Raw genomic sequence first — 25,947 nt, 5'->3', positions numbered from 1 at the left:
TATGCCCGCGGTTTGCACCAATCGCTACCGTGACGCATGAAAATCGAACGAAAGACGAAGAGGCCGGACCGCCAATGACCGCACGCATTTTCAAGCCCGCCAAGAACGCGATGCAATCCGGCCGGTCGAAGACCAAGGAATGGCAGCTCGATTACGAGCCGGAGCAGCCCCGTTCGGTCGAGCCGCTGATGGGCTGGACCTCGTCCGGCGACATGAAGCAGCAGATCACGCTACGCTTCCACACCAAGGACGAGGCGGTCGCCTATTGCGAGCGCAAGGGCATCGCCTACCAGGTGATCGAGCCCAAGGATTCCTTGCACCGCCAGGTCGCCTACGCCGACAATTTCTCTTTCCGCCGCGGTGAGCCCTGGACGCATTAAGGGGCTCCTTCGGCCGTCCGACGGAACGGGCCTTGGCACTACGCGCCCCCCGTGCTTCGCTGGTCCTATGACGGGACCATGACGAGGTAGGGGATGGCCGGGCGCGACCAGCTCGACAGCGTCGATCTGAAGATACTCTCCGAATTGCAGCAGGACGGGCGCGTCCTTAACAACGAGCTGGCGCTGCGCGTCGGCGTGTCCGCGCCGAACTGCCTGCGACGGCTCAAATCGCTGTTCAGGCGCGGGGTGATCCGCGCCGTGCGCGCGGTCATCGACGAACGGCTGCTCGGCTATGAGGTGGTGTCGTTCGTCTCGATCCAGCTCGGCAGCCAGGCGCAGCCGGTGCTCGCGGCCTTCGAGGGCTCGATCTCAGCGATCCCGCGGATACAGCAGTGCTGGCGGATTTCGGGCGACACCGACTATCTTCTCAAATGCGTGGCGCCGAGCGTCGAGAGCATGCGCCAGCAGCTGTTGCATTTCGCCGCCATGCCCAACGTGAAGAACGTCCGCAGCTTTCCGGTTCTTGGCGTTGCGAAGGACGTGCCGCTGCCGGTTGAGGAGCTTGCGGCAGGGACCGTTTCGGCCGGCTAGCGCGTGGGACGGAGAGGGCGACGGGGTCGCCGACGACGCTTCGGATTTCCGTATAGTCCTGCTTTATTTCCCTATAATCCCGGAAAATCTCCGCAAAAAAATTCGTTTGAACCGCCGGTTTCCGGACGCGACCAACCGGACGCTACGGTTCATCAAAACTCATTTGCGCAGCGACATGTTCGCTTCAGGCATTTGACAAAATTTATGGAGATCAAAATGGCAGGCACTATCGGGAAGGGCCAGATCCGAGTGGTCGGCATGGCTGACGCCGACACGGTCATCAATGGCGGCACGGAAATCGTCGTCGGCGGTGACGTCTTCAATACGACGATCAACGAAGGCGGCGTTCAGGATGTCTATCATCGCGGAAGGACGCACGACGTAACGATCAACGACGGCGGGCTCCAGAACCTCCGGGAGGGCGCGACCGCGTACAACACGGTCATCAATTCCGGTGGCGTGCAGGACGCTCACGGCAACGCCTTCGACACCATCGTCAATGGCGGCGGCGTGCAGGATCTGTGGGGCGCCTCCAACACTGCGGTTGTCAACGCCGGAGGCTTCCAGGTCGTCGAGTCCGGCGGCATCGCAGGTTATAGCTACCTGATGGGCGGGGCGCAGTCCGTCAAGTCGGGGGGCGGGGCAGGTTTCACGTACGTCGAGAAGGGCGGCGTGCTCTACGATTGGGGCGGCACCGCGGAAACGGACATCGGCGCCGGCGGCAAGGAAATCGTGTTCAAGGGCGGCCGTGCCGACGAAACCACGGTCGAGACCGGTGGCCTCCTGTCCGTCCAGGCGGGCGGCACGGCAAAGGACATGGCCTTCGGTGGCACCAACGCGACACTTGATCTCGCCTTGGCCAGCGACTTCACCGGATACATCTCGGGCTGGCAGGCGGCGGACAAGATCGACCTGCACAATATCAAGTCCGGCGCCGGCACCACGTTTGGTTTCTCGGAGAACGCCGCCAACACGGGAGGCGTGCTCACGATCTCCGACGGCGCGACAGTCGCCAAGCTCAACCTGATCGGGCAGTTCACCAATGCGGATTTCGCCGTGTCCGCCGACGCCGGCGGCGGCGTGATCGTCTCGCATCCGGTGGAAATGGTCGCAGGCCCTCCGGCCGGGGCCGTGATCGCAGCCGCGGCCCACGTCTCCTAGAGCCGGGTCGGGGATCAGGGTCATGCCCACAACGTCGTCAGACGTCGCCGTCACGCCTGACAGCGGGCTCGAGTCGCTGACCCTGCTGCTCCGCTTCTTCGGCATCCCCGGCGATGCGGAGCAGCTTCGGCACCGACTTGGCGGTGTGCGCTTCGGCACGACCGAGATTTTGCGCTGCGCCCGGGATCTCGGCCTCAAGGCACGTCGCGTCCGGAAGGATTGGACGCGACTCTGCAAGACCTCGTTGCCGGCCATCGCGGAATGGCGCGACGGCAGCTTCGTCATCGTGGCGAAATTGTCCGAGGACAAGGTCATCATCCACAATTCGACGACGGGAAAGCCCGAGCTGCTGCCGCGCGCCGCCTTCGAGGCCGCATGGGGCGGCGGGTTGATCGTGATGACGCGCCGCGCCTCGCTCGGCGAGCTGGTCCGGCGCTTCGACGTCGGCTGGTTCCTACAGGCGATGCACAAATATCGCGGCCTGTTCGCCGAGGTGCTGGCCGCCTCGTTCTTTCTCCAGGTCTTCGCGCTGATCTCACCGTTGTTCTTCCAGGTGGTGATCGACAAGGTGCTCGTGCATCGCGGCCTCACCACGCTCGACGTTCTGGTGTTCGGGCTGATCGCGGTATCCGTCCTGGAAACGCTGCTCGCGGCGCTGCGTACCCACGTCTTCGCGCATACCACGAACCGCATCGACGTCGAGCTCGGCGCTCGGCTCTACCGACATCTGCTGGCGCTGCCGCTCGCTTATTTCGAAGCGCGGCGGGTCGGGGATTCCGTGGCGCGCGTTCGCGAACTGGAGAACATCCGCAACTTTCTCACGGGCTCGGCCCTGACGCTGGTGGTCGATCTGGTCTTCACCATCGTGTTCCTGGCGGTGATGTTCTCCTACTCGCCGCTCCTGAGCTGGATCGTGGTGGGCTCGGTTCCGCTTTACGTGGCGCTGTCGGCCGGGGTGACGCCGCTGTTTCGCGCGCGGCTCGACGAGAAATTCAACCGCGGCGCCGAGAACCAGGCCTTTCTTGTCGAAAGCGTCGCCGGCGTCGAGACGCTGAAGTCCATGGCGGTAGAGCCGCAGATGCAGCGCCGCTGGGAGGAGCAGCTCGCCGGCTATGTCAGTGCGAGTTTCCGCGTGCTCGCGCTCGGCAACTGGGCGAGCCAGGGCGTGCAACTGATCAGCAAGCTCGTCACCGCGCTGACGCTCTATTTCGGAGCCCGGCTCGTGATCGACGGCGCGCTGTCGGTCGGTGAGCTCGTGGCCTTCAACATGCTCGCCGGCCGCGTGTCGCAGCCGGTGCTGCGGCTCGCGCAGCTGTGGCAGGACTTCCACCAGGCGCGTCTGTCGATCGCGCGGCTTGGCGATATTCTCAACACGGCGCCGGAGCCGGCCCATCTCACCGGTCACGCCGCGTTGCCACCCATCAAGGGCGGGATCAGTTTCGAACGTGTCGGTTTCCGCTATCGGATCGACGGACCGGAGGTCCTGCACGAGGTCAGCCTGCACGTGCCGCCGGGGCAGGTGGTGGGGATCGTCGGTCCCTCCGGCTCCGGGAAATCGACCCTCACGAAGCTGGTGCAGCGGCTCTACGTGCCCGAAAGCGGTCGCATCATGATCGACGGCACGGACCTTGCGCTCGTCGATGTCGCCTGGCTGCGTCGCCAGATCGGCGTCGTGCTGCAGGAGAATTTCCTGCTCAACCGCTCGATCCGCGACAACATCGCGCTCGCCGATCCCGCGTTCCCGATGGAGCGCGTGATCGTGGCTGCAAAGCTCGCCGGCGCGCACGATTTCATTCTGGAGCTGCCGCGGGGCTACGATACGATCGTGGGCGAACGCGGCGCGAGCCTGTCCGGCGGCCAGCGCCAGCGCATCGCCATCGCGCGAGCGCTGATCGGCGACCCCCGCATCCTGATCTTCGACGAGGCCACCTCGGCGCTGGACTATGAGAGCGAGCGTATCATCCAGGACAACATGCACAGAATAGCGCACGGCCGCACCGTGCTGGTCATCGCGCACCGGCTTTCGACCGTGCGCCGCGCCGACCGCATCCTGACGCTGGATCACGGTCGGCTCGTCGAGGACGGCAGCCATGACGAGTTGATCCAGCGCAACGGGCGCTATGCCAATCTCCACCGCCTGCAGGGAGGGCTCCGCGATGTCGGCTAGCACCATTGCGCGGGACGCCTGGGGCGGAAACGGTCTCCGCAGCGACGAGCGCGAGTTCCTGCCCGCGGCGCTGGAGATCATGGAAACGCCTGCTTCGCCGCTCGGCCGCGCCATCGCCGCGACCATCGGCGCCTCGCTCCTGATAGCGATCGCCTGGGCTTCGTTCGGCCACATCGACATCGTCGCGACCGCGCAAGGCAAGGTGGTGCCGACCGATCGGGTCAAGTCCATCCAGCCCCTGGACAGCGGCGTCATCGCCAGCATCAACGTCCGGGACGGCGACCGTGTGAAGCAGGGCGACGTCCTCATCGCCATGGATCAGACGGCCAGCATGGCGGACCGCGATCGCATCCGGCCTGAGCTGCAGCGCGTCCGGCTCGACGTTGCGCGGCTCTCGGCGCTCATTGCCGGGCTCGACGGAGATTTGCACCCGGTCAACTTTGCACCGCCGCCCGAGGCGCAGGCGCGGGAGGTCGCGCGGGCCAGGGCCGTCATGACCGCGCAGGCCGAGCAGCAGATCGCCAAGATCGAGGCGCTCGAGCAGCAGATCGCGCAAAAGCGGGCGGAAGCGGACAGCGTCAAGGCGGCAATCGACAAGGTCGAAGCCGAGCTGCCGCTCGTGACCGAGGCCGCCGACGTGCGCGAGAAGGCCATGAATATTCAATACGGCAACCGGATCGCTTATCTCGATGCCAAGGTGCGGTTGACGGAGCTGCAGCGCGAGCTGGTGGTGCAGCGATGGCGTCTCGCCGAGGTCGAGGCCGCACAACGCTCGGCCGTCGGCCAGCGCGATCAGGCCCGTGCCGAATATGTCCGCGGACTGACGACAGACCTCGTCGAGGCCGAGCAGAAGGCGGCGCAGCTCACCGAGGACCTCGTCAAAGCCGAGCGGCGCATGCAGGACCAGATCCTGCGGGCGCCAATCGACGGCACCGTGCAACAGCTTGCGGTTCACACGGTCGGCGGTGTCGTCACGCCGGCTCAGCCGCTGCTGGTGGTGGTCCCCGCCGAGGCGACTATTGAAATCGAAGCGATGCTGGCCAACCGCGATATCGGCTTCGTTCGCGATGGCGACGAGGCGGAGATCAAGGTCGACACTTTCAACTTCACCAAATATGGGGTGCTGCGCGGCAGAGTGACGAGCATATCGCGCGATGCCATCACCCGCGACAAGGCGGCCGCCCGTGCCGGCAGTTCGCAGAGGTCCGGCGACGCTGCGGTGAGCGAGCCGGCGGGGCAGGACCTCCTCTATGCCGCCCGCATTGCGCTTGATCGGACGAGCATGCTCGTCGACGGCCGCATGACGGACCTCGAGCCGGGGATGGCGGTGACCGCCGAGATCAAGACCGGGAAGCGGCGGATCATCGAATATCTTCTCTCGCCGCTGCTGCGGTACAGGCAGGAATCCTTGCGCGAGAGGTGAGGGGCTTGCCCGGCATGGGCACAGCCGCTCGTGCCGCCGAAACACTCGTGATTGCGGGCGTTCGTGAGCTGACAATGAGGTCGCTCGCCGTTTTAGCGATAGCGGTCGCGAAATTCGCGCGGGCTGGCGCCGGTCCAGGAGCGGAAAGCCCGGGAAAAACTCTTCTCGTTGCGGAAGCCGGCGATCTCGGCGATCCGCTTGATCGGCGTGCGCCCGCGCATCAGCTCCTGCTTGGCGAGCTCGAGCTTTGCTTCTTCCTTCAGGTCGCGCAGCGAAGTTGCTTCTTCGCGCAGCCGACGATGCATGGTGCGGGTGGACAGCGCGAGTTCGCTTGCGACATCCTCTGCGCCGAGAATGCGTCCGCGCCCCTCGCGCAGCACGCGGCGGACACGCTCGACCAGCAAGCGGTCGCGGCGATAGGGCAGCACCGTCAGGCGCAGCGCGCCCTTGAGCATGCTGTCGAGGTTGGCGGGGCTGCGCGTCAGCGGCAGCGAGAGATAATGCTTGTCGAAGACGATGCATGCCGCGTCCGCGTCGAAGCGGATGTGCTTGCAGAAGATGGTCGGATAGACCGAGACATGGGCGGGCTCTGCATAAGGAAATTCCGCCGCACGTAACGCAATTGCGGAATCCACCGCCCAGCAGGAGAAGCCGAGCACATAACGGAGCAGGGTGACGAGGCAGAATTCGCGGCAGTCGCCGAGATCGCGCTGCTCGCGAATGGAGATGGTCGCGGTCTCGCCGCTGACCGCAAGCTCGAACAGCACGTCCTCGGTCAGCAGGCGGTGATGCCGGCACCAGCGTTTCAGCGCGACCTCGAGATTGGGCGCGGTGATCGAGGCACGGCACAGCATGCCGTAGCTGCCCCACGGCAGGCGGCGCGAGAACCAGCCGAGCGCCTCGTCGTCGAGCTCGCGCATGGCGTGGCCGGCCAGCGCCTCGAACTGGGCGGCCGTAATCCGCCCGTTGGCCGACCGAACGAGATCGGATGGGACCTGGCCCTTGGCGAGCGCCTCAGCCGGATCCCGTCCATGTCGGGCATAGGCCGCGACCACGCCGAGGACGAAAGCGGCGGGGGTCATGGCGCGGCGGGGCGTGGCTGTTGCGGCCTGGAAAGGCATTGGATGTCCTTTGGAAAATCCTCGCCAAACTTGGCGGAAAATGCAACCTTTTCGACCGCCAGAACGCCCGGGCGGGGGTAGGTTCGGACCCGACAAGATCTAGGAGGAATCGCCTTGAACATCCCGAGCATCGATTTCGATCTGGGCGACGACATCAGCATGCTGCGCGACACGCTGCGCGCCTTCGTAGAGGCGGAGATCGCCCCGCGCGCCGCCGAGATCGAGAAGGCCAATCTGTTCCCGGCCGACCTGTGGAAGCGGCTCGGCGACCTCGGCGTGCTCGGCATGACCGCGCCGGAGCAATATGGCGGCTCCAACATGGGCTATCTCGCCCATATTGTCGCCATGGAGGAGATATCGCGCGGCTCCGCGGCCGTGGGCCTGTCCTATGGCGCGCACTCCAATCTTTGCGTCAACCAGATCCGCCGCAACGGCAGTGACGCCCAGCGCCAGCGCTATCTGCCGAAGCTGATATCAGGCGAATATGTCGGGGCGCTCGCAATGTCCGAGCCGGGCGCCGGCTCCGATGTCGTCTCGATGAAGCTGCGTGCCGACAAGCGCGGCGATCGCTATGTGCTCAACGGCTCGAAGATGTGGATCACCAATGGCGGCGATGCCGACGTGCTGGTGGTCTACGCCAAGACCGATCCCGAGGCCGGCCCGCGCGGCATGACCGCCTTCTTGATCGAGAAGGGCTTTAAAGGCTTCAGCCACGGCCAGCATCTCGACAAGCTCGGCATGCGCGGCTCCAATACCTATCCGCTGTTCTTCGACGAATGCGAGGTGCCTGAAGAGAACGTGATGGGTAAGGTCGGCGAAGGCGTCAAGGTGCTGATGTCGGGCCTCGACTATGAGCGCGCTGTGCTGTCGGGCGGACCGCTCGGAATCATGGCCGCCTGCATGGACGCTGTCGTGCCCTACATGCACGAGCGCAAGCAATTTGGCCAACCGATCGGCGATTTCCAGCTGATGCAGGGCAAGCTCGCCGACATGTATGCGACCTGGCAGGCTACGCGCGCTTACGTCTACGCCGTGGGAAAGGCCTGCGACCACGCCGACCACGCGCGCACACTGCGCAAGGACGCGGCGGCGGCCATTCTCTATTCCGCCGAAAAGGCGACATGGATGGCGGGCGAGGCGATCCAGGCGCTCGGCGGCGTCGGCTATACATCCGAATTTCCGGTCGGCCGGCTCTGGCGCGACGCGAAGCTCTACGAGATCGGCGCGGGGACATCAGAAGTGCGCCGCATGCTGATCGGCCGTGAGCTGATGTCGGAAACCGCCTAAACCCTCAACCACGTCATCAGAAACGCGGGACCACATGCCGCTCCATTCCAGCATCGATCCATCGTCATCCGATTTCGCGCGCAATGCGGATGCCATGCGCGGCCTCGTTGCGGATTTGCGTGAAAAGCTCGCCCAGGTCGCCGGCGGCGGCGGCGAGGCCTCGCGCAACCGCCATACATCGCGCGGCAAGATGCTGGCGCGTGAGCGCGTCGATCTGCTGGTCGATCCCGGCACCTCGTTCCTGGAGTTGTCGCCGCTGGCGGCGCACGGCCTCTACGGCGGCGACGTGCATTCGGCGAGCATCGTCACCGGCGTCGGCCGTATCTCGGGCCGCGAATGCGTCATCGTCGCCAACGATGCCACCATCAAGGGCGGCACCTATTATCCCATGACCGTGAAGAAGCATCTGCGGGCGCAGGACATCGCTCGGCAGAACAATCTGCCCTGCGTCTACATGGTCGATTCCGGCGGCGCCTTCCTGCCGCTGCAGGACGAAATCTTCCCGGACGAGCGGCATTTCGGCCGCATCTTCTACAACCAGGCGCAGATGTCCTCCCAAGGCATTCCGCAGATCGCCATCGTGATGGGCTCCTGCACCGCCGGCGGCGCTTACGTGCCTGCGATGTCGGACGAGAGCATCATCGTGCGCAATCAAGGCACCATCTTCCTCGGCGGCCCGCCGCTGGTGAAGGCCGCGACCGGCGAGGTCGTCAGCGCCGAAGAGCTCGGCGGCGCCGACGTGCATTCGCGGCAATCCGGTGTCACCGATCACTACGCTCAGAATGATGCCCATGCGATCGGCATTGCCCGCCGTATCGTCGGCACACTGAAGCCGTCCGCGCGGCCGAACCTCAACATGCATCCGCCGCGCGATCCGCTGTTTGCGGCGGAGGAGATCTACGGCGTGGTGCCCGTCGATGGCCGCAAGCCGTTCGACGTGCACGACATCATTGCGCGTGTGGTTGACGGCTCCGAGTTCGACGAGTTCAAGAAGCTCTACGGCACGACGTTGGTGTGTGGCTTCGCCCATATCTGGGGTTATCCAGTCGGCATTATCGCCAACAACGGCATCCTGTTCAGCGAGAGCTCGCTGAAGGGCGCGCACTTCATCGAGCTGTGCTGCCAGCGCGGCATTCCGCTGGTGTTCCTGCAGAACATCACCGGCTTCATGGTCGGCAAGAAATACGAGGCCGGTGGCATCGCGCGCGACGGGGCCAAGTTGGTGACGGCGGTGGCGACCGCCTCGGTGCCGAAATTCACTGTCGTGATCGGCGGCTCCTATGGCGCCGGCAATTACGGCATGTGCGGCCGCGCCTACGCGCCGCGCTTCCTCTGGATGTGGCCGAACGCGCGTATCTCGGTGATGGGCGGCGAGCAGGCCTCCATGGTGCTGAGCCAGGTCCGGCGCGACAATATCGAGGCCAAAGGCGATAGCTGGTCGAAGGAGGAGGAAGATAAGTTCCGCAAGCCGATCCGCGATCAGTATGAGAGCCAGGGGCATCCTTATTACGCGACCGCGCGTCTGTGGGACGACGGCGTGATCGATCCGGCCGACACGCGTCTCGTGCTCGGCCTTGGCCTCTCGGCGGCATCGAATGCGCCGATCGAGCCGACGAAGTTCGGCCTGTTCAGGATGTGATGCGATGGACCGCACAAAACTCTACCGCCGCTTTCGCACCCTCCTGATCGCCAACCGCGGCGAGATCGCCTGCCGCGTCATCCGCACCGCCCGTGCCATGGGGCTGCGCACGGTCGCCGTCTATTCCGAGGCCGACCGTGATGCCATGCATGTCGCGCTCGCCGATGAGGCCGTGCTGCTCGGACCCGCGCGCGCCCGCGACAGCTATCTCAGTGTCGAACGGCTAATCGAAGCCGCGCGCAAGACCGGTGCCGAGGCCGTGCATCCCGGTTACGGCTTCCTGTCGGAGAATGCCGAATTCGCACAGGCCTGTTACGACGCCGGCCTCGTCTTCGTCGGCCCGACCGCCGAGATGATGAATGCGATGGGCTCGAAGTCAGGCTCGAAGGCGCTGATGGAGAAGGCCGGGGTGCCGCTGGTGCCCGGCTATCACGGCGATGCGCAGGACGATACGACGCTGGCAAAGGCGGCTGAAAAGGCCGGCTTCCCCGTGCTGGTGAAAGCCTCCGCCGGCGGCGGTGGCCGCGGCATGCGGATCGTGCGTTCGGCTGCCGAACTCGGGCCGGCGATCGTTAGCGCCAAGCGCGAAGCCAAGGCGGCGTTCGGCGACGACCGTATGCTGATCGAGAAATATGTCGACAATCCCAGGCATATCGAGGTGCAGATCATCGGCGACAGCCACGGCAATCTGCTGTCGCTGTTCGAGCGCGAATGCACCCTGCAGCGCCGGCACCAGAAGGTGATCGAGGAAGCGCCGTCGCCGACGCTCAATGCCGCCCAGCGTGAGACCGTCTGCGCTGCCGCGCGCAAGGCGGCAGGCGCTGTGAACTATGTCGGCGCCGGCACCATCGAATTCGTCTCCGACGGCAAGGACGTGTTCTTCATCGAGATGAACACGCGTCTTCAGGTCGAGCATCCCGTCACCGAGCTGATCACGGGCGTCGACCTCGTCGAGTGGCAGCTGCGCGTCGCTTTCGGCGAGGCGCTGCCGCTGAAACAGGACGAGATCAAGCTCAACGGCCACGCCGTCGAGGCTCGTGTCTATGCCGAGAACCCGACCAAGAACTTCATGCCGTCGGTCGGCAGGATATCGACCTGGCGATTGCCGGCGGAGACGGGCGGCCTGCGCATCGATGCCGGCTATCGAGATGGCGATAGCGTCTCGCCGTACTACGACGCCATGCTGGCAAAAATGATCGCCTGGGCGCCGACGCGTGACGTGGCGATCGACCGCCTCAACCGTGGCCTGGAAGACTCCGACGTCCGTGGCATCGTCACCAACATCCCGTTCCTGTCCGCGCTGATCACGCACCCGAAGGTGCGGGCCAATGCGATCGACACCGGCTTCATCGAGCGCGAGCTGGCGGCGCTCACCTCGGGAGCGCCAGCGCCTGGCGAGCTCGAGCTCTGCGCCGCAGTTGCCGCGATCGTCAATGACGAACGGCGGGCGGCGCAAGGCGAGGCAAACTCCCCGTGGCAGACCTTTGGCTGGCAGCCGGTCGGCCGTCGCCAGCGCAACTTCGCCTTGCGCGTCGGCCATGGCCCCGAGCAGAAAATCGCGCTGAACTATGGCAGCGGGCCGTCGACGCTCGTGATCGGCGAGCGTGAGCTGGCGTTCACTGTTGTGCCGAAGGACGGCGGCTTCGATCTGACACTGGATGGCGTCAAATCATCCGTCGCCGCCGTGATCGACGGCCACGAGCTGTATTTGCGTACGCGCAACGGCCGCTTCGACCTGCACTGGGTCGATCCATTCGGCGGCGAGACCGACGAGCAGACCGGCGCGGACAAGATCGCAGCGCCTCTGCCGGGTACTGTCGTCGCCGTGCTGGCCGAGGAGGGCGCCAAACTCGAGAAGGGCGCACCGATCCTTACGCTGGAAGTGATGAAGATGGAGCAGACCTTGCGGGCGCCCTATGCCGGCGTGCTGAAGTCCATCAAGTGCAAGGTCGGCGACATCGTGCAGGAAGGCATCGAGCTCGCCGTGGTCGAAGCTTCCGGAGAGTGACATGAGCGATCCCGTCCGCATCGTCGAGATGGGGCCCCGCGACGGGCTCCAGAACGAGAAGACGCTGGTCGGCGTTGAGGCCCGCATCGCCTTCATCGAGGCGCTGGTTGGAGCTGGACTTCATACCGTCGAGGTCGGCGCCTTCGTCTCGCCCAAGGCAATCCCGCAAATGGCGAGCTCCGACGCCGTGCTGCGCGGCGTCAGCCACGTCAAGGGCGCTGAATTCCACGTGCTCGTGCCGAACGAGAAGGGCTATGACGCCGCCCGCGCGGCCGGCGCGAAAGTTGTTTCGGTGTTTGCGGCCGCCTCGGAAGGGTTCTCGCGCGCCAACATCAACTGCACGGTCGCGGAGTCCATTGAGCGGTTCAAGCCGGTGCTGGCGCGCGCCAGGGACGATGGCGTGAAGGTGCGCGGTTATATCTCCTGCGTGCTCGGCTGCCCCTTCGACGGCGAGATCAAGCCGAAGGCGGTCGCCGATCTCGCCGGCACGTTGTGGGACCTCGGCTGCTACGAGATATCGCTCGGCGACACCATCGGCGTCGGCACGCCTGCCAAGGCCAAGGAGATGCTGCGCGTGGTCGCCGCCAACGTTCCCGCCGCAAAGCTCGCGATGCATTTCCACGATACCTACGGCCAGGCGCTGGCCAATCTCTATGCTGGCCTGGAGGAGGGCGTCCGCGTCATTGACGCTGCCGCTGGTGGGCTCGGCGGCTGTCCCTACGCGCCCGGGGCGACGGGCAACGTCGCGACCGAGGACGTCGTCTACATGTTCGAGGGCATGGGCGTGAGGACCGGGGTCGATATTGACAAGCTGCTCGCGGCGACGAACGCGATGAGCGTCGTGCTGGGCAAGCCGCCGGTGAGCCGCGTGGCTTCGGCGCTGAATGCGAAGAAGAAGCGGGCTGCTTCCTAGTCCTCGGTCATTGCGAGCGCAGCGAAGCAATCCAGAATCCCACCGCGGAAAGACTCTGGATTGCTTCGCTGCGCTCGCAATGACGGTGGTGAGAGCGTCACCTGCTTCCGTCCGGCCCCATCACCAAATCCGGCAGCCAGGTCGAGATCTCCGGCACCAGACACAGCAGCAGCACCGCGCCCATCATCAGGAGCACGAAGGGCAGTGTGCCCCAGATCACCTCGCTCAGCGGAATATCCGGGGCGACGTTGCGGATGACGAAGATGTTGAGTCCGACGGGTGGATGGATCAGCCCCATCTCCATCACGATGGTCATGACCACGCCAAACCAGATGATGTCGAAATTGGCGGCGCGGAGCGGCGGCAGGATGATCGGCGCGGTCATCAGGATGATCGAGACCGGCGGCAGGAAGAAACCCAGCACGACCACCATGACGAGGACCGCGAACAGCAGCCCCCAGCGCGGCAGATGCATCGCGACGACGGATTCGGCGGCCGATTGCGAGATGTGCAGATAGCTCATCACGTAGGAATAGAGCAGCGACATGCCGATGATCATCATCAGCATCGTCGATTCCCGGACCGTCGACTTCATGATCGGGCCGAGATCCTCAGGCCGCCACACGCCGTAGATCGCCGCGATCAGCCCCAGCGCCAAAAGTCCGCCAAGGCCGGCGGTCTCCGACGGCGTGGCAAAGCCGCCATAGAGCGCTGCCATGACACCGGTGAGCAGCAGCACGAACGGGATCACGCGGGGCAGAACACTGAAACGTTCGGCGAGTGTGTATTCGTCGCGGGCAAGGATTGCCGCTTCCGGGCCGCCGTTCTTGTAGGCCGCTTCGGCCGCGGCATATTCCCGGCGGAAGCGGAACACCGCGTAGAAACCGAACAGCGAGACCAGCAACAGGCCGGGACCGATGCCGGCGAGGAATAGCCGCCCGAGCGACTTTTCGGCGGCGACCGCAAACAGGATCATGGTGATCGAGGGCGGCAGGAGAATGCCGAGCGTGCCGCCGGCGGCGATGATGCCGGCGGCAAAGCCGCCGGAATAGCCGCGCTTGCGCATCTCGGGGATGCCGGCCGAGCCGATGGCCGAGCAGGTCGCAGGGCTTGAGCCCGCCATTGCCGCAAACAAAGCGCAGGCGAACACGTTGGCGACGCCGAGGCCGCCGGGCACGCGGTGCAGCCAGGCGTGCAGCGCGGAATAGAGATCCTGGCCAGCGCGCGACTTGCCGATCGCCGCACCCTTCAGGATGAAGAGCGGGATCGACAGCAGCGTGATCGAGGCCATCTCCTCGTAGACGTTCTGCGTCACCGTATCGAGCGAGGCCGAGGGCATGTAGATCCCCATGAACACGACCGCGACCGCGCCGAGCGCGAACGCAATCGGCATGCCCGAAAACATCACGAGCAGCGTCGCCACTCCGTAAGCGATACCGATGCCGAAAACGCTCATGACCGCCTGGCTCCAGCGAAGGGCAGCGCCAGCTGCACGAGGATCTGGACGCAGAGCAGGCTCATGCCAAGCGCCATCAGGGAATAGGGAACGGCGAGCGGCGGCGACCACATCGAGTTCGAGACCTGGCCGTCGACATAGGCCTCATGTGTCAGCGTCCACGACTTCCAGGTGAAGAAGGCGCAGAACAGGAACGTTGCGGCATCGACGATCCAGAGCCGGATCCTGTTTGCCAGCGGCGACAGCAGGCCGACGAAGGCTTCGATGCCGATATGGCCGCGGTTCTGCTGCACGTAGGCCGCCGTCATGAAGGTCGCGCCGACCAGGAGGAACACGGCGGCCTCGTCCTGCCAGTAATTGGCGGCCTTGAACAGCGCGCGGCTCAGCACGCTGTAGCTCAGGATGGCGCAGGCCGCGACCAGCGCCAGTGCGGCGAATACGAGGATGATGCGGTTGAGGATCGCGAGACCGCGATCGAGCGCTGCCGCAAGGCCGGTCCGTGCGGCAGCATTCGCCTGATCGTCACGATCCGGCAGAGGGCCGTGGCTCATGCAGCGACGTCGGAGGCGAGCTTGAGCAGGTTGGCGGCGGTCGCGGTCTTGGCGCCGTAATCCTTCCACGCGGTATCGCGTGCGATGTCGCGCCATTTGCCGACGGTGGCGGCATCGAGCGCCGAGACCTTGGCGCCGGCCTTCTCATAGACCTTGGCGACCTCGATATCGTCATCCTGTGCGCCCTTGCGGCCGAAGGCCTCTAACTCTTCACCGACGGCGACGAGGATGTCCTGCTGGTTCTTCGGCAGCTTGTCGAAGATCGCCTTCGACATCATCAGAGGCTCGAGCATGAACCAGTAGGACGTACCCGCGCCCGAGGTCAGCGACTTCGCGACCTCTTCGAGGCGGAACGAGATCAGGCTGGTGGAGGAGGTGATGCCGGCATCGCATGCGCCGGTCTGCATCGCCGCGTAGATTTCGTTGGACGGCACCGACAGCACCGAGGCGCCGGCGGTCTGCAGCACCATGTCCATCTCGCGCGAGCCGCCGCGCACCTTCATGCCCTTGGCGTCTTCCGGCGCCACGATCGGCTTGGAGCGGCTGGCGACGCCGCCGGCCTGCCACACCCAAGAGAGCAGGATGATGCCCTTGTCGGCGAGGAAGTCGGAGAGCGCCTTGCCGACCGGCTCCTTCTTCCAGCGGATGCCCTGGTCGTAGGTGGTGACGAGGCCGGGCATCAGGCCGATATTGGTCTCCGGCAGTTCGCCGCCGGCATAGGGCATCGGATACAGCGAGATGTCGAGCGCGCCCTTGCGCATCGCGGAGAACTGCGCGTTGGTCTTGATCAGCGAGGAGTTCGGATAGATCTCGGCGGCAATGTCGCCATTGCTGCGCTTACTGACTTCAGCCGCGAACATGCGGCAGAGCCGGTCGCGGAAATCGCCCTTGTCGATGGTGCCGCCGGGAAACTGGTGTGAGATCTTCAGCGTGGTCGCGGCATGCGCGGTGCCGATGCCGAAGCGGAGAATGGCGGGGGCTGCGACAGCATTCGCGAGCAGGTGACGACGCGTGAACATGGAGTATCCCCTTCGACGGTTTCTTGGGACGGTTCTTGTTTGACGTAATTTGGGTGGATCAAGAGACCGGCGCAGAGGCCCATCCTAGCCGGTCTTTCACCCGAACTTCTCTCATCTGATAGTTCGAGACCGAAGGCTCCGGCAAGTGTTCGCCTTGCTGCGCTGCACTCGCCGGGCCCTCGTGTTTCGGTCGTTAACGCTTTTGGTCAAGGAGCGATCGCGCAGGCGTCAGGCGGCTTACGAAAAAAGTTCGCGATGCCGCGTAACAAGCATGCGTGCCGATCCGTCGAGATTGAGTAGCGGCACCTGTCGCTTTCACAACACCATCTCGAAGGGAATATTTCTCATGACCATTCGCACCCGCATCGTGCTCGGCGTCTCGGCTGCCGCTCTCTCGCTTGGCCTGGCGCTGTCGCCGGCCGCTTTTGCCCAGGACAAGATGGGCAAGGACGACGGCATGATGAAGAAGGACACGATGTCCAAGGACGGTATGAAGAAGGATCACATGTCCAAGGACGACGGCATGATGAAGAAAGATACGATGTCCAAGGATGGCATGAAGAAAGACGACGGGATGATGAAGAAAAACTGATCTCCTGTCGTCATGCCGGCCGCCTCCAACGAGGCGAGCCCGGCCTGCGTTTGATCAGTGTACGCCCACGGTCCATCGCCGGTTGCGCGCTGGCGCGCCCGGTCCGGCATCATTTGACCTGAAGCGCACGCGCCTCAGGTCAAATTTTGCTGAAGATCACTTCCGCTTGGCCTTGCGGGCGGCGTAGCGGGCGTCGCGCTTGGCCTTCTGCTCGGCCTCGAGCGCTGCCGCCTTGGCGGCCGCTTCCTCGGCCTCACGCGCAAGGCGTGCAGCTTCAGCGGCCTTGGCCTCTTCTGCGAGGCGCTTCTGCTCGGCCTTTTCGGCCTCGCGCGCGGCCTTGGCTTCGGTGCGCTTGGCTGCAAGCGCCTCGCGCTCGGCACGCTTCGCCGCCACCGCAGGATCGTCGTGCCCCGGCTGCGACTTGAATTTGTTCAAAAGATTTTTGCGCGCTTCCTGCGCCGCCTTCTGCCGGTCGGTGAAGCCTGGTTCCCTAAATCCACTCACGGGCCTTGCCTTCCTCGCTTTCAATCCTAAATGGGTGACTGTTGGTACGTCGGCTGGGCACAAGCAGGCACCACACGACGCAGAAGCGTGTACATCGCCACGCGCCGTGAAGCCACCCATAATCGCAGCCGATCAGGTCCACGAAATCGCTTAACCAGCCGACCATTCGTAGCCCGGAAAAACTGCCGAATTGTGATGTCCCTCATAAGGACACCCAGCGGCGGCGCCTAGCGTCCGCCATACGAGACGGAGCACGGGCATGATCTTTTTCCGGCTGAGCCTGAAAGCCCTTGCGATCGTGGTCGCCGCAGTGGCGGTCGTAGGCGCGGTGCTGCTGGCTGCCCGTCCGCAGCCCATCGAAAGTACCGTTCTTGGAGCCGCCTGGGAGTGCACCCAAACCGCATTCATCCTGACGAGCTGCGCGCCGCGCACCCAGCAGGCGATCCCGGCGGTCGAGACCTTGCGCAAGGAAGCGGTGAGGCAGACCAAGGGTTGAACGGCGAAAGCCGCGCGGGGATGTGACGCGAGGTCGCAGAGGTGATAAACGGCCTCGCCGAGCGCCAAGGTCGCCATGTCCCAGCCGGACTCGATGCCCGATCCCGTAGAGAAGCCCAAAGCTTCGCCGAATCCTTCGCCCAAGCGCCCATCCGGCGACAGTCGTCGCGGAGCGATCGCGGGTCTCATCATTGCTGCCGTTCTTCTCGCGGTCGGCCTGTGGCTCGCTCGGGACCTAACCGCCGCCAGCAAGATGCAGGATTGCCTGATGTCGGGGCGACGCAATTGCGATGTGATCGAGCCGGCTCGCTAAGCCCGGCCCGCCGCCCGTCCGGACGAAAATTCGCCGCGATCTTAAACATTTGTAACGGGACATAAATGGCCTTGGCAGGTCAATTATGTCAGCCGGCATCAGCCAAATGCGATCCGATTCGTCTATCGCGCGTGGGCCACGGCAATTTCTGAAAGTAAGGGGTAGGCACCGATGAGTGCGTCCAGCCGCATGAAGATCATCATTCCCGTGGTTTCGGCCATGTCGTTGCTGGCATTGTCCGCGCAGGCGCAGGACGCCGGTCCGCCCAAGGGTGCCGGCCAGCCGCCAGGGCAGGGCGCAGGCAGCCCGCCGCCGACCAATCAGAACGCGCGCAAAGGTCCGCCGCCGCAGGCAGGGCGTACCGTGACGCAACCCAGTGGTCAGGCCCATATGGCGCCCGGACCGGGTCCCGGTCCGCACCGTGCCGCTGCGCCGCCCCCGGGGCCCGGCCGCACCATGGCGCGCGGTCCGGCGCCCGCGCGCGACTGGGGTGGACACGCCTACCGCGGCAATCTCGCCTGGGAGGGCGGACGCTGGCGTCACGAGGTTCACAATGGCCGTCCCGGCTGGTGGTGGGATGTCGGCGGCGTCTGGTATTATTATCCGCAACGGATGGATGGCCCGCCCGCCTATATCTCCGAGGACTATGTGGACGACGCGCCGGTGGCCTACGCGCCGCCACCGGGCCCGCCCGTGGCCTACGAACCGCCGCCGCCGCCGCCGGCCCCCGATCCCGGCGCGAGCGCGCTGGGCGGCGCCATCGTCGGGGGTGTGCTCGGCGGACTGATTTCCGGCAGAGCCTCGGGCGCAGCCGCGGGTGCCATCATCGGTGGCGCGACCGGCGCAATCGCTGGAGCAACGGCCGCTTCGCGTCCCGGCTACTATGTCGCCGAGGGCGTTTGCTACTATCGCTATCCGAGTGGCCAGTACGTGCAGGCCGATCCGCGCGCCTGCTACTGAGCGCTCGAGCGAGATCTGAACTGAATGAGGCGGGCTCAGGTCCGCCTCATTTGTTCCGGAGGTCGCCGAAGCCTGCGCTTTTGCAGGTGAACCCTTGTGGCGGCGCACAACAACTGCCTCAAATTTCCACTAGCGCTCATTGCGGCATCACGCGATTGATCAAAGAAAAAATCAAAGGTGAGTCGCAGGGGACGGGAACATGCTGGACGCGATCCAGATCAGCTTGGCGCTGTGGGCCATGATCGTTTGCGGGGGGATCAAGACGGTGCAGATCGTGCACTGTCTGTTATAGCGCGCGATCCGCGCTACGAGACAAGCCAGGTCAGGAACGCCATCGCAGCCCAGACCAGGGCGCCGATCCAGGCGGTCATCACGACGGCGATTGTTGCGAGAAAGGCGAAGCCGTGCAGGTCGGCCTTGCGCGTTGACGTGGGCGCTTGCGCTTCGGCTTCTCGTCTCGTGAGGGGGACAGCCATCGATCCTCTGTCGCGTTCTGCGGAGTACTATGTTGCTTCTTAGCGAACGCGCCGGGCCACGGCTGTGATGCAATTCACAGATCGGCGTAAATGAACGGGCCTCACCGATTTGTGCGTACGATCGTCACAATCGCGCGCAGCGGGGGATTTGCGTGCGGTTTGAAACCGCCAGTGCAATTCTATGCGGGTCACAATTAGAGCGTGCCGAAATCGTCGGTAACACGCCCAATTATCCGCAATCATACGGACGAAATTGCCACGCACTTGTCCGGATCGAGCGGTTAGAGTCGGCACTCATGTGTACCAAGTACGATCCACAGCACGAAGCCGAGGCGGCAATGAAGCGCGCCGCGGCGTCGGAAGGCCCCGACCGGCAACGCCTCATCGAACTGGCGCTGGCCTGGCATCAGCTTGCGCGCGATCGTCGCGATGACGAGCCCACGGACACGGACTGACCGCATTCGGCCCTACCGCCCCGTTTGGTCCCAGCCGCCCCATCGAATCGAAAAGTACCGTCGGCCATCGTGCGCGTTGCAGTGCTGACGATCGCAGCGATGGCGCGAAAGACCGAGGTCACATCATCGCCGACCGCGGCTTCTAACGATCGCGGTGCGTCCACGCCTGGACAGCGGAGGCCAGTTGATGCTGACTCATGGCGGCATCGGCAATCGACGCCTGGGCTATTTCGATGCGCTTTGTGATCGCGCCGGAGCTGAGGTCCACGAGCCCGGCGTCGATTGCCAGATACGACATCGCCACCAGCGCCACCGCAAAGGCGATCCCCATTCTCGTCAATTCGGCCCGCGGCATCGAAAGTCCTTGTTTGAGCGCAATGGCTCGTCGCGTTGAGATAGGACGCACCGTCCGGGTTCAAAGCCCGCGGCAAGGCGACCCACGCGTTCGTGAAACACGACAGATTTGCGATAGGAAGTCAGGTGGCGCGTTAATGATGAACGTCAGCGCATGTCGACCAGACGCCTGGCGATCCCGGCAGGAATCGAACCTGCAACCCTCAGAGTAGAAAGCTTTTGGATATTGAGTCCGATCAATGGCTTAGCTCCTCGGTGTTGCCCTCGTGTTGCGTAGCCAGCGCACTAGGCGTGGAGGCAATCGAAGCCCCTGAAGTACAATGGCACAAACAAGAAGCGAAAAAATCATCGCCAGCCAGAACGCGCCAAGGATCTTTAAGGTCTCCAGCAAGCTACGCTCCGAGCAACCGCGCCTGTACACCCTCCGCAGCGCGCTGATCCGCGTCTGCATCGGCGAAGAGATGGCCGTAAATGTCAAACGTAACCTTGATCGAGCTATGTCCCATGAGGCGCTGGATCTGCTTCGGATTGTGGCCGTTCTCGATCCACAGGGAAGCGCAGGCATGGCGCAGGGTATGCATGCCGTACTTCGGTAGCTCCGCAATCTTCGGTTCGCAGGTTTCGTTGAGAACCGGTTTGCCGGCCTCGTCCAGCACCGGCGCCATTTCCGTTATGCCCTGTGCCAGCAGGATAGGGTGCAGACCCCGTTCCAGCATGTTCGAATGTGACTCCACCTTGCCCATTCCGTTGGGGAAAACGAGGTCCATGTCACCCTTCGGGCAGACTAGTTTCCATTCGCGCAGGGCGTTGATGACGATGGGCGGGCAGGGGACGGTCCTATAGGCCGCTTTCGACTTTAGCTTGCCGATCCGGTGGTGCGCGTCGGCCCGTTGGGTCAGGCTCAGTTGCTTGGCGCCAAAATCTACGTTCGACCACGTCAGGCCACGTAGCTCACTGGCCCGTAGCCCGCAGAAGATCGCCACAAGCATGATCGGCCGCCAGCGACCGGTTGCACCGGCAATGATGGTCTGCAATTCGGCCTTGGTCGGAATGACAGGGCGCGGATCTTCGCGGTCGGGAAGATCAAGATCAACACCAGAGGTCGGAGCGGTGCTCGAAAGACCCCGGCGCCGCAATTCCTTGAAGATGCTCCCGAGAGACCCGACGACCTTCTTGATCATCTCGGCAGAACGGCCGGCCTCGCGGAGCTGATCGGCGAAGGCATTGACGGCAGGGACCGTCATTTCGGAAGCCTTCTTGGCGCCGATGAAGGGGACGATGTGAAGATTGACGTGCTCTTCGTAGCCCCGAATGGTTGTTGGCTCGAGACCCTTCTCGTTACAACGCTTGATCCAGAGCGCCGCCGCATCCTTCATGGTGGGGGAGATGCTGCCAGGGGTGTGCAGCCCGCGCACCATGTCGTGCTGAACCTCAACTAGCCAAGCCTCAGCATCGGACTTGCGATCGAACATCTTGAACCGGCGCTGACCGCCGCCATCGATATAGCCCGCCTGCCAACGGACGAGACCGGAGGGAAGGGTGCGCTTGCGAACCTTGGCCATGTTTAAATCCTCGAGCCAAAAATTTCTGGCGGATAGATGTACGAATGAATGCGATCAGCGATCGCCTTCCGATCTGCTTCGTTGCCGTCCCACTCGGGATTGCTCATGAGCTCAAACGAAATGCGCCTGATTAGATCGCGCGACGCTTCATTCTCCCCCATGAGGGCATCGATCACGTTGGCAGAAGCGGCGTACCGATCCAGGTCACGCTCTAAGCTCCTGAGCACAGCCGATTGTTCAGCCATCTGAACCTTAGCCTGCTCATTGAGCTCCTGGACTTCGGCCTTTGAGGCATTGAGATCCTTTCGGATCTGCTCAGCTACCTCTCGCTGGTCCTGAATGCGTTGCTCCCATTCCTGACGGAAGGCAGCCATTTTGCTCTCCGCTTCAAACGACTGAGCAAGTCGCGCCTCGATCTCCTCGCTGATCGAACGCCCAGTTGCAGCAGCGGCCTCTGACAGCCTTTCATGCATGTCGCCCCGGCTTCTGAACGTGAAGTTGCGACCCTTCTTTTCCGCCTCGGGCACGGATGGACGTCCCCTAGGCCGCTTTTCTCTAGTTTCTGTCACTGCTAGTCCCTCGACGTCATTTATTGCACTGAATATCACGTGCGACAAACCTTGACAAGGGGTGTCGCCGTATCATATTGCATTATTGCAAGTGATTTCATGTGCAAATAATACCCCGGTTCGTTCCGTGTCGAGGGGTCAACCAAACCGGAGCAATCGAATGAATGACGAGCTTAGGGCTCTCTTGTCGGCCCCAACTGCGGATGTCCCTGATGTCGGCAGGATCTGTTACGGCCTGAGCCGAAACGGCAGCTATGCCGCCGCCGGCCGTGGCGAAATTCCGACGATCAAGGTTGGAAGATTGTTGAAGGTGCCGACCGCGGCACTGCGCCGGCAACTCGGGCTGGAGGTCGCTTGATGGATAGCATCGCGGACGACCTCATCGAGGGTATCAAGCAGATCAGCCGCTTCACCGGCATCCCGGAGCGGCGCGCCTTTTATCTCGCGGAGAAGGGCGAATTGCCCGGCGTATTCAAACAGGGTGGCCGCTGGGTCGCTCTGAAGAGCGCAATTCGCGAAGGCTACCTCAAGCGCGCAACCGGCGCGGAGGTGGCTTGAAGCATGATCGAAAAAGAAAAGGCCCGCCTTTTGAGCGAGCCCCTTACGAAGTGTGTTGTCTTGGCGGACAGCAATACTTCTAAATCATCGTCCGACTTCGCGCAACTAGCTCGCTCCGTATTCGGGCGCGGCTACGTCGTCGAGCACGCATCGCTCGGCGAACGCTTCCGCAAGCGCGCTCCCTCGCGCATTCGAGCTTGGAGGGCGCCGGCATGAAGAACCCTATCGAGATGATCGATTGCCAGCTTCGACATATCCTCGCGCATCTCGTGCACACAGGATATTCAATCGCCAGCCTGAAGCAGGCTGAGCAGGATCTGCTCGGCGTATATCTGACCCTGCGCGATCACATTGAGGCATGTGAAGCGGAGGCGCACCCAGTTTCGGTTCAGATTGAAACGAAACCTCGCGGGTTGCTCGACGGCATCGGCAAGCCGAGTGGAGGCGCGGCATGATGCACGTCAAACCGGCGCAACTTGCGCCAGTTTCGCGCGATCATCTTATGGTCAGCGATCCTGAAATCCGCAAACAGCTCCAGCTTGCCGGCCTGCGCTTTATGTACAGCCGCGCTCAGTGGCTGGCTCATGAGCTGAAAGTGATGGGGCTGGCCGTAAAGAACGGCACCATGACGACCGCAGAGCTCGACTCCAAGCTGGAGGAGATGGGTGCGTTGGATTTGGTCTATCCCGAGCTGATGAGGGCCGAATGACAGACCAGTTTCCCTGCCCGATACCGCCCCTCGATCCGAAAGACCCGTTCCCGGATACTTGGCCTGGTGCGAAGCCTCCAGAGCAGCAAGAGCGGGACGAGCGCCGCGACCGTTTATCCTCGCTGAAGATACCTCATAGGGCAGCTCTGCGGCTTGAACCCCTTGAGAGCATCTTTCTCGAGGATGATTGCGCTAAGGCTCATATCATCAAGGGTATTTTTGCTTGGGGTGAAACATCGGCATGGATTGCCCCTCCCGGCGGTATGAAGTCGGCGCTTCTTGCATCTGCAGCAATGAGCATTGCGCTCAATCAACCGTGGTTCGGCCGAAGGCCGCCCGGCAACCCCGTGGGAGTGGTTTACTTCGCCCTTGAGCGCGCCGATCTGGTGAAGCGGCGGCTGATCGCTCACCGCCAGAAGCTGGGAATTCCGGAGAGCCAGCCAATCCCCGTTGTTGTGCACCCCGGTATGCTGGACATGATGAACCCGGCAACTGTGCCGTTGGTAGTGGAGGCGGTGCAGCGTGCGGAGGATTACTTTATCCGACTTTCGGATTGCAATTGCGCCGGGCTGCTGATCTTCGACACGTTCGCCAAGATGATTGCAGCCGGCGGCGGCGATGAAAACAGCGCGAAAGACCAGGGCAAAGTGTTCGCCAATCTCCAGCGCATCAAGGACGCGCTCGGAAACCCGCACGTTGCCCTTATTGGGCATACGGGTAAGGACGAGGCCAGAGGCGCACGCGGCTCCAACGCCCTGTATGGTGACGTTGACGTGCTGGTGACGATCTGCGGCGACACCATCAAGACTGCGACGGTTGACAAGGCAAACGACATACCTGACGGCCCGCTGTTCTCATTCGCGTCTGAGATAGTCGAGTTCGGCACCGACGACGACGGCGACCCGATCACGGTCAACATCGTGAGCGGCGACGAGGTGTCCGAAGTCCGGACATCTTCCAGCGAGCCCAAGCTCTCCACCAATCAACGCGTGATGTACCGGCTTCTGTCCGACGCCGGCCCGACCGGGCTGACCGTGGAGGCGTGGAACGAGCTCGCCAAGGAACAGGGCATCGCCACCAAGCAGCGCCACTATGAAGCTCGCATGGCCCTCAAGGACAAGGGCCTGGTACGAGAGTACGCCGGCACGTGGAGGGTCAATGGCTGAGCCTTTGGAGCATCTACTGGAGCGGGCCAAGCACTTGCCGCCCGTGCAGCGTCCTAAGCACACACAACCGCAACCGGTCTCCCCTCCGGCGCCGATCTATCGCGGCACGATGGGCAATCCAGATGGAATGAGGGTGCTGCGCATCATCGACGGCAAGTTATTCGAGGATGAACCGCTGGGGTGGGAGATTTACAGCGAGGGGCAGCCATTGCCGGTGTTGTTGGGGCACGGCGCCTATCATGGTGACTTCGCGGTGGCAAAGATCAAACAAACCGCCATCGGCCCGAGGTACGTCAGCGTTGTCCACCGGGGGCAGTATTTCGACAACTTCACCTATTGGCTCTACGCCATGTGTGGCGAACAAGATCCAGGCTTTACGCCCCGATGGGCTGAGCGCGAACACCTCAATGCGACTACATCCGCCGAGCCAGCATCAGTAACGGGTCAGGTAACGTCCGGTCACCCCCTTATAGGGGGGTGAACCGTGACGTGACCGCGTGACCATGACCAACCGTTACCGTGACGTGACCGTTACCGTGACCAACCGTTACCAAGGAAATAGGAGAAGACTGGCGTGAACAAACAGGCGGTAAGCACGAAGTGGAAGCCCGGACAGTCTGGCAACCCGCTGGGAAGGCCTCAGGGAGCGCGTGCGAAGTTTTCCGAGGCTGCGTGCGCCGATGCGCTCAAGGACTGGACAGCCAATGGCGCAGCCACGCTGGAGCGTGTGCGAGCCACTGATCCGTCAACGTACCTGCGGGTGTTGTTCAGCATCATCCCGAAAGACATTGCGGTCTCGATCGAGAACCGCACGGGACCGATGGACTCCGCCGAGATGCAGATGATGCGTCGGCTTGTGGCGTTGATCCAGGCAACCGCTGATGCGATCGATCCTGAAACCGTATTCGCCTGGCTCGAGGAGGATCTGAGAGCCCGCGTTGCCAAGCAAATTGACGGCTGACGGATACGAAATCCGATCGCTTGCGAGTCAAATCAAGGACTTAAACCCTCTATGTTACGGCTGTGTTGCAAACCACCTCATTTTTCGTAGCCAAACGTAGTCTGGCGGAGACGTTGTAAGACGCTGTTAGAGCGGTTGAGGGCGGCTCTCGCTACATTCTCGGCACAACTGATCCGACGAATGGAGCGACGACTTGGCCAAGGACTTCAAGACCCCGCACGCAGAGAACCAGGACGCTTGGGCGCGCATCAAGCCGTTCAAAGATCCGGTTAGCGGCAAGCAACTCAACACCATCGGTGACGGCAGGCCGCAGAGCCAGGTTAACCCGCGTCCAGTCGGCGCCGATTACGGCGGCGGTCTCAAGGACGGCTCTCGCGGCCCGAAGGATGTTGTCTGATGAGCGACAAGACCGGAGCCGACAAAGACCTATGGGACATGCTCAACCTGCTTCGCCGCAACGAGCTGGGCAGGCTGAGCCATGCTGAGATCGAGATCATGCTGGCCGATATGGCGGCGCTCGGCTGGCACATCGTCAAGAAACCAGCGTCGGCCTGACA

32 protein-coding genes are annotated in these 25,947 nt (G+C 63.4%); 23 read left to right on the top strand and 9 right to left on the bottom strand.

The features are described from left to right. The first annotated feature begins 74 nt into the window (after positions 1 to 74). The 5 genes from L6637_RS03075 (at position 75) to L6637_RS03055 (ending at position 5,722) form a co-directional block, all read left to right on the top strand. Positions 75 to 380 carry an ETC complex I subunit gene (locus L6637_RS03075; RefSeq protein WP_237862520.1) on the top strand — a complete coding sequence of 102 codons (306 nt, stop codon included), beginning with the start codon at positions 75 to 77 and terminating at the stop codon, positions 378 to 380. Positions 381 to 473: 93 nt separating this feature from the next. Then, positions 474 to 971: an Lrp/AsnC family transcriptional regulator gene (locus L6637_RS03070; protein ID WP_237869126.1), complete on the top strand. Its 498-nt coding sequence runs from the start codon at positions 474 to 476 to the stop codon at positions 969 to 971. A 216-nt stretch (positions 972 to 1,187) separates the two neighbouring features. After that, the gene (locus tag L6637_RS03065) at positions 1,188 to 2,132 is read left to right on the top strand and encodes a hypothetical protein (protein WP_237869124.1); all 945 of its coding nucleotides are present in this window, start codon (positions 1,188 to 1,190) and stop codon (positions 2,130 to 2,132) included. A gap of 22 nt (positions 2,133 to 2,154) precedes the next feature. Beyond that, positions 2,155 to 4,299, top strand: coding sequence for a type I secretion system permease/ATPase (locus L6637_RS03060; protein WP_237869122.1), 2,145 nt, complete (start codon positions 2,155 to 2,157; stop codon positions 4,297 to 4,299). Continuing rightward, a complete protein-coding gene (locus tag L6637_RS03055) occupies positions 4,289 to 5,722 on the top strand; it encodes an HlyD family type I secretion periplasmic adaptor subunit (protein ID WP_237869120.1) in 1,434 nt (477 codons plus the stop codon). Before L6637_RS03060 ends, L6637_RS03055 begins: the two co-directional genes overlap by 11 nt. A gap of 92 nt (positions 5,723 to 5,814) precedes the next feature. Here L6637_RS03055 and L6637_RS03050 read toward each other — a convergent pair whose 3' ends face one another. Further along, complete coding sequence (locus L6637_RS03050; protein WP_237869118.1) at positions 5,815 to 6,843, bottom strand: AraC family transcriptional regulator; 1,029 nt, start codon at positions 6,841 to 6,843, stop codon at positions 5,815 to 5,817. Positions 6,844 to 7,002: 159 nt separating this feature from the next. On the opposite strand from L6637_RS03050, the gene L6637_RS03045 reads away from it, so the two are divergent. The 4 genes from L6637_RS03045 to L6637_RS03030 are packed head-to-tail and all read left to right on the top strand — an operon-like array spanning position 7,003 to position 12,690. After that, positions 7,003 to 8,130, top strand: coding sequence for an isovaleryl-CoA dehydrogenase (locus tag L6637_RS03045; protein ID WP_271607065.1), 1,128 nt, complete (start codon positions 7,003 to 7,005; stop codon positions 8,128 to 8,130). A 34-nt stretch (positions 8,131 to 8,164) separates the two neighbouring features. After that, the gene (locus tag L6637_RS03040; RefSeq protein ID WP_237862513.1) at positions 8,165 to 9,769 is read left to right on the top strand and encodes a carboxyl transferase domain-containing protein; all 1,605 of its coding nucleotides are present in this window, start codon (positions 8,165 to 8,167) and stop codon (positions 9,767 to 9,769) included. A 4-nt stretch (positions 9,770 to 9,773) separates the two neighbouring features. Beyond that, positions 9,774 to 11,777, top strand: a complete 2,004-nt coding sequence (locus L6637_RS03035; protein ID WP_237862512.1) for an acetyl/propionyl/methylcrotonyl-CoA carboxylase subunit alpha — start codon at positions 9,774 to 9,776, stop codon at positions 11,775 to 11,777. Between the two features lies 1 nt (position 11,778). Further along, positions 11,779 to 12,690 carry a hydroxymethylglutaryl-CoA lyase gene (locus tag L6637_RS03030; RefSeq protein ID WP_237869115.1) on the top strand — a complete coding sequence of 304 codons (912 nt, stop codon included), beginning with the start codon at positions 11,779 to 11,781 and terminating at the stop codon, positions 12,688 to 12,690. Positions 12,691 to 12,787: 97 nt separating this feature from the next. Here L6637_RS03030 and L6637_RS03025 read toward each other — a convergent pair whose 3' ends face one another. From L6637_RS03025 to L6637_RS03015, 3 genes are read right to left on the bottom strand one after another with little or no spacing between them, the layout of a single operon-like run. Next, a complete protein-coding gene (locus L6637_RS03025; protein ID WP_237862511.1) occupies positions 12,788 to 14,146 on the bottom strand; it encodes a TRAP transporter large permease in 1,359 nt (452 codons plus the stop codon). Then, on the bottom strand, positions 14,143 to 14,697 hold the full coding sequence (locus tag L6637_RS03020; RefSeq protein ID WP_237869114.1) for a TRAP transporter small permease: 555 nt from the start codon (positions 14,695 to 14,697) through the stop codon (positions 14,143 to 14,145). Before L6637_RS03020 ends, L6637_RS03025 begins: the two co-directional genes overlap by 4 nt. Beyond that, a complete protein-coding gene (locus L6637_RS03015) occupies positions 14,694 to 15,716 on the bottom strand; it encodes a TRAP transporter substrate-binding protein (protein WP_237869113.1) in 1,023 nt (340 codons plus the stop codon). The genes L6637_RS03020 and L6637_RS03015 overlap by 4 nt, the downstream gene beginning before the upstream one ends. A 346-nt stretch (positions 15,717 to 16,062) precedes the next feature. Between L6637_RS03015 and L6637_RS03010 the strand changes: the two genes are divergently transcribed. Beyond that, positions 16,063 to 16,308: a pentapeptide MXKDX repeat protein gene (locus L6637_RS03010; RefSeq protein WP_237862508.1), complete on the top strand. Its 246-nt coding sequence runs from the start codon at positions 16,063 to 16,065 to the stop codon at positions 16,306 to 16,308. A gap of 156 nt (positions 16,309 to 16,464) precedes the next feature. Here L6637_RS03010 and L6637_RS03005 read toward each other — a convergent pair whose 3' ends face one another. Then, entirely contained in the window at positions 16,465 to 16,812 is a 348-nt protein-coding gene (locus L6637_RS03005; RefSeq protein WP_237862507.1) for a DUF6481 family protein, read from the bottom strand. A gap of 259 nt (positions 16,813 to 17,071) precedes the next feature. Here L6637_RS03005 and L6637_RS03000 point away from each other — a divergent pair, with 259 nt between their 5' ends. The 3 genes from L6637_RS03000 to L6637_RS02990 all read left to right on the top strand — a co-directional run bounded on the left by L6637_RS03000 (position 17,072) and on the right by L6637_RS02990 (position 18,580). Beyond that, complete coding sequence (locus L6637_RS03000; RefSeq protein WP_237862506.1) at positions 17,072 to 17,308, top strand: hypothetical protein; 237 nt, start codon at positions 17,072 to 17,074, stop codon at positions 17,306 to 17,308. Between the two features lie 75 nt (positions 17,309 to 17,383). After that, positions 17,384 to 17,620 (top strand): hypothetical protein, encoded by a 237-nt coding sequence (locus L6637_RS02995; RefSeq protein WP_237869112.1) that lies wholly within the window; start codon positions 17,384 to 17,386, stop codon positions 17,618 to 17,620. A 171-nt stretch (positions 17,621 to 17,791) separates the two neighbouring features. Further along, positions 17,792 to 18,580 (top strand): hypothetical protein, encoded by a 789-nt coding sequence (locus L6637_RS02990; protein ID WP_237869111.1) that lies wholly within the window; start codon positions 17,792 to 17,794, stop codon positions 18,578 to 18,580. A gap of 305 nt (positions 18,581 to 18,885) precedes the next feature. Here L6637_RS02990 and L6637_RS02985 read toward each other — a convergent pair whose 3' ends face one another. After that, positions 18,886 to 19,056 (bottom strand): hypothetical protein, encoded by a 171-nt coding sequence (locus L6637_RS02985; RefSeq protein ID WP_237862503.1) that lies wholly within the window; start codon positions 19,054 to 19,056, stop codon positions 18,886 to 18,888. Positions 19,057 to 19,208: 152 nt separating this feature from the next. Here L6637_RS02985 and L6637_RS02980 point away from each other — a divergent pair, with 152 nt between their 5' ends. After that, entirely contained in the window at positions 19,209 to 19,511 is a 303-nt protein-coding gene (locus L6637_RS02980) for a hypothetical protein (RefSeq protein ID WP_237862502.1), read from the top strand. A gap of 142 nt (positions 19,512 to 19,653) precedes the next feature. Here L6637_RS02980 and L6637_RS02975 read toward each other — a convergent pair whose 3' ends face one another. From L6637_RS02975 to L6637_RS02965, 3 genes are all read right to left on the bottom strand, one after another. Next, positions 19,654 to 19,866, bottom strand: a complete 213-nt coding sequence (locus L6637_RS02975) for a hypothetical protein (RefSeq protein WP_237869110.1) — start codon at positions 19,864 to 19,866, stop codon at positions 19,654 to 19,656. A 391-nt stretch (positions 19,867 to 20,257) separates the two neighbouring features. Next, positions 20,258 to 21,427 carry a tyrosine-type recombinase/integrase gene (locus L6637_RS02970; protein ID WP_237869108.1) on the bottom strand — a complete coding sequence of 390 codons (1,170 nt, stop codon included), beginning with the start codon at positions 21,425 to 21,427 and terminating at the stop codon, positions 20,258 to 20,260. Between the two features lie 2 nt (positions 21,428 to 21,429). Continuing rightward, the gene (locus L6637_RS02965; RefSeq protein ID WP_237869107.1) at positions 21,430 to 21,954 is read right to left on the bottom strand and encodes an Arc family DNA-binding protein; all 525 of its coding nucleotides are present in this window, start codon (positions 21,952 to 21,954) and stop codon (positions 21,430 to 21,432) included. Between the two features lie 202 nt (positions 21,955 to 22,156). On the opposite strand from L6637_RS02965, the gene L6637_RS02960 reads away from it, so the two are divergent. From L6637_RS02960 to L6637_RS02920, 9 genes are all read left to right on the top strand, one after another. Further along, positions 22,157 to 22,354: a DNA-binding protein gene (locus tag L6637_RS02960; protein ID WP_237869106.1), complete on the top strand. Its 198-nt coding sequence runs from the start codon at positions 22,157 to 22,159 to the stop codon at positions 22,352 to 22,354. Beyond that, on the top strand, positions 22,354 to 22,554 hold the full coding sequence (locus L6637_RS02955; protein WP_237869105.1) for a DNA-binding protein: 201 nt from the start codon (positions 22,354 to 22,356) through the stop codon (positions 22,552 to 22,554). Before L6637_RS02960 ends, L6637_RS02955 begins: the two co-directional genes overlap by 1 nt. A gap of 212 nt (positions 22,555 to 22,766) precedes the next feature. Beyond that, positions 22,767 to 23,009 (top strand): hypothetical protein, encoded by a 243-nt coding sequence (locus L6637_RS02950; protein ID WP_237869104.1) that lies wholly within the window; start codon positions 22,767 to 22,769, stop codon positions 23,007 to 23,009. Next, positions 23,006 to 23,263, top strand: a complete 258-nt coding sequence (locus L6637_RS02945; RefSeq protein ID WP_237869103.1) for a hypothetical protein — start codon at positions 23,006 to 23,008, stop codon at positions 23,261 to 23,263. Before L6637_RS02950 ends, L6637_RS02945 begins: the two co-directional genes overlap by 4 nt. Continuing rightward, a complete protein-coding gene (locus L6637_RS02940; protein WP_237869102.1) occupies positions 23,260 to 24,429 on the top strand; it encodes an AAA family ATPase in 1,170 nt (389 codons plus the stop codon). The genes L6637_RS02945 and L6637_RS02940 overlap by 4 nt, the downstream gene beginning before the upstream one ends. Then, positions 24,422 to 24,910 carry a hypothetical protein gene (locus L6637_RS02935; protein ID WP_237869101.1) on the top strand — a complete coding sequence of 163 codons (489 nt, stop codon included), beginning with the start codon at positions 24,422 to 24,424 and terminating at the stop codon, positions 24,908 to 24,910. Before L6637_RS02940 ends, L6637_RS02935 begins: the two co-directional genes overlap by 8 nt. Before the next feature lie 93 nt (positions 24,911 to 25,003). Continuing rightward, positions 25,004 to 25,390 carry a DUF5681 domain-containing protein gene (locus L6637_RS02930; RefSeq protein WP_237869099.1) on the top strand — a complete coding sequence of 129 codons (387 nt, stop codon included), beginning with the start codon at positions 25,004 to 25,006 and terminating at the stop codon, positions 25,388 to 25,390. Between the two features lie 193 nt (positions 25,391 to 25,583). After that, positions 25,584 to 25,787: a hypothetical protein gene (locus L6637_RS02925; protein WP_237869097.1), complete on the top strand. Its 204-nt coding sequence runs from the start codon at positions 25,584 to 25,586 to the stop codon at positions 25,785 to 25,787. Beyond that, positions 25,787 to 25,945, top strand: coding sequence for a hypothetical protein (locus L6637_RS02920; RefSeq protein ID WP_237869096.1), 159 nt, complete (start codon positions 25,787 to 25,789; stop codon positions 25,943 to 25,945). The genes L6637_RS02925 and L6637_RS02920 overlap by 1 nt, the downstream gene beginning before the upstream one ends. Positions 25,946 to 25,947 lie beyond the last annotated feature (2 nt).

Source organism: Bradyrhizobium zhengyangense, assembly GCF_022012435.1.
Taxonomy (GTDB): domain Bacteria; phylum Pseudomonadota; class Alphaproteobacteria; order Rhizobiales; family Xanthobacteraceae; genus Bradyrhizobium; species Bradyrhizobium zhengyangense.
The sequence above is the reverse complement of the archived record's forward strand: the minus strand, read 5'-3'. Positions and strand labels throughout refer to the sequence as shown.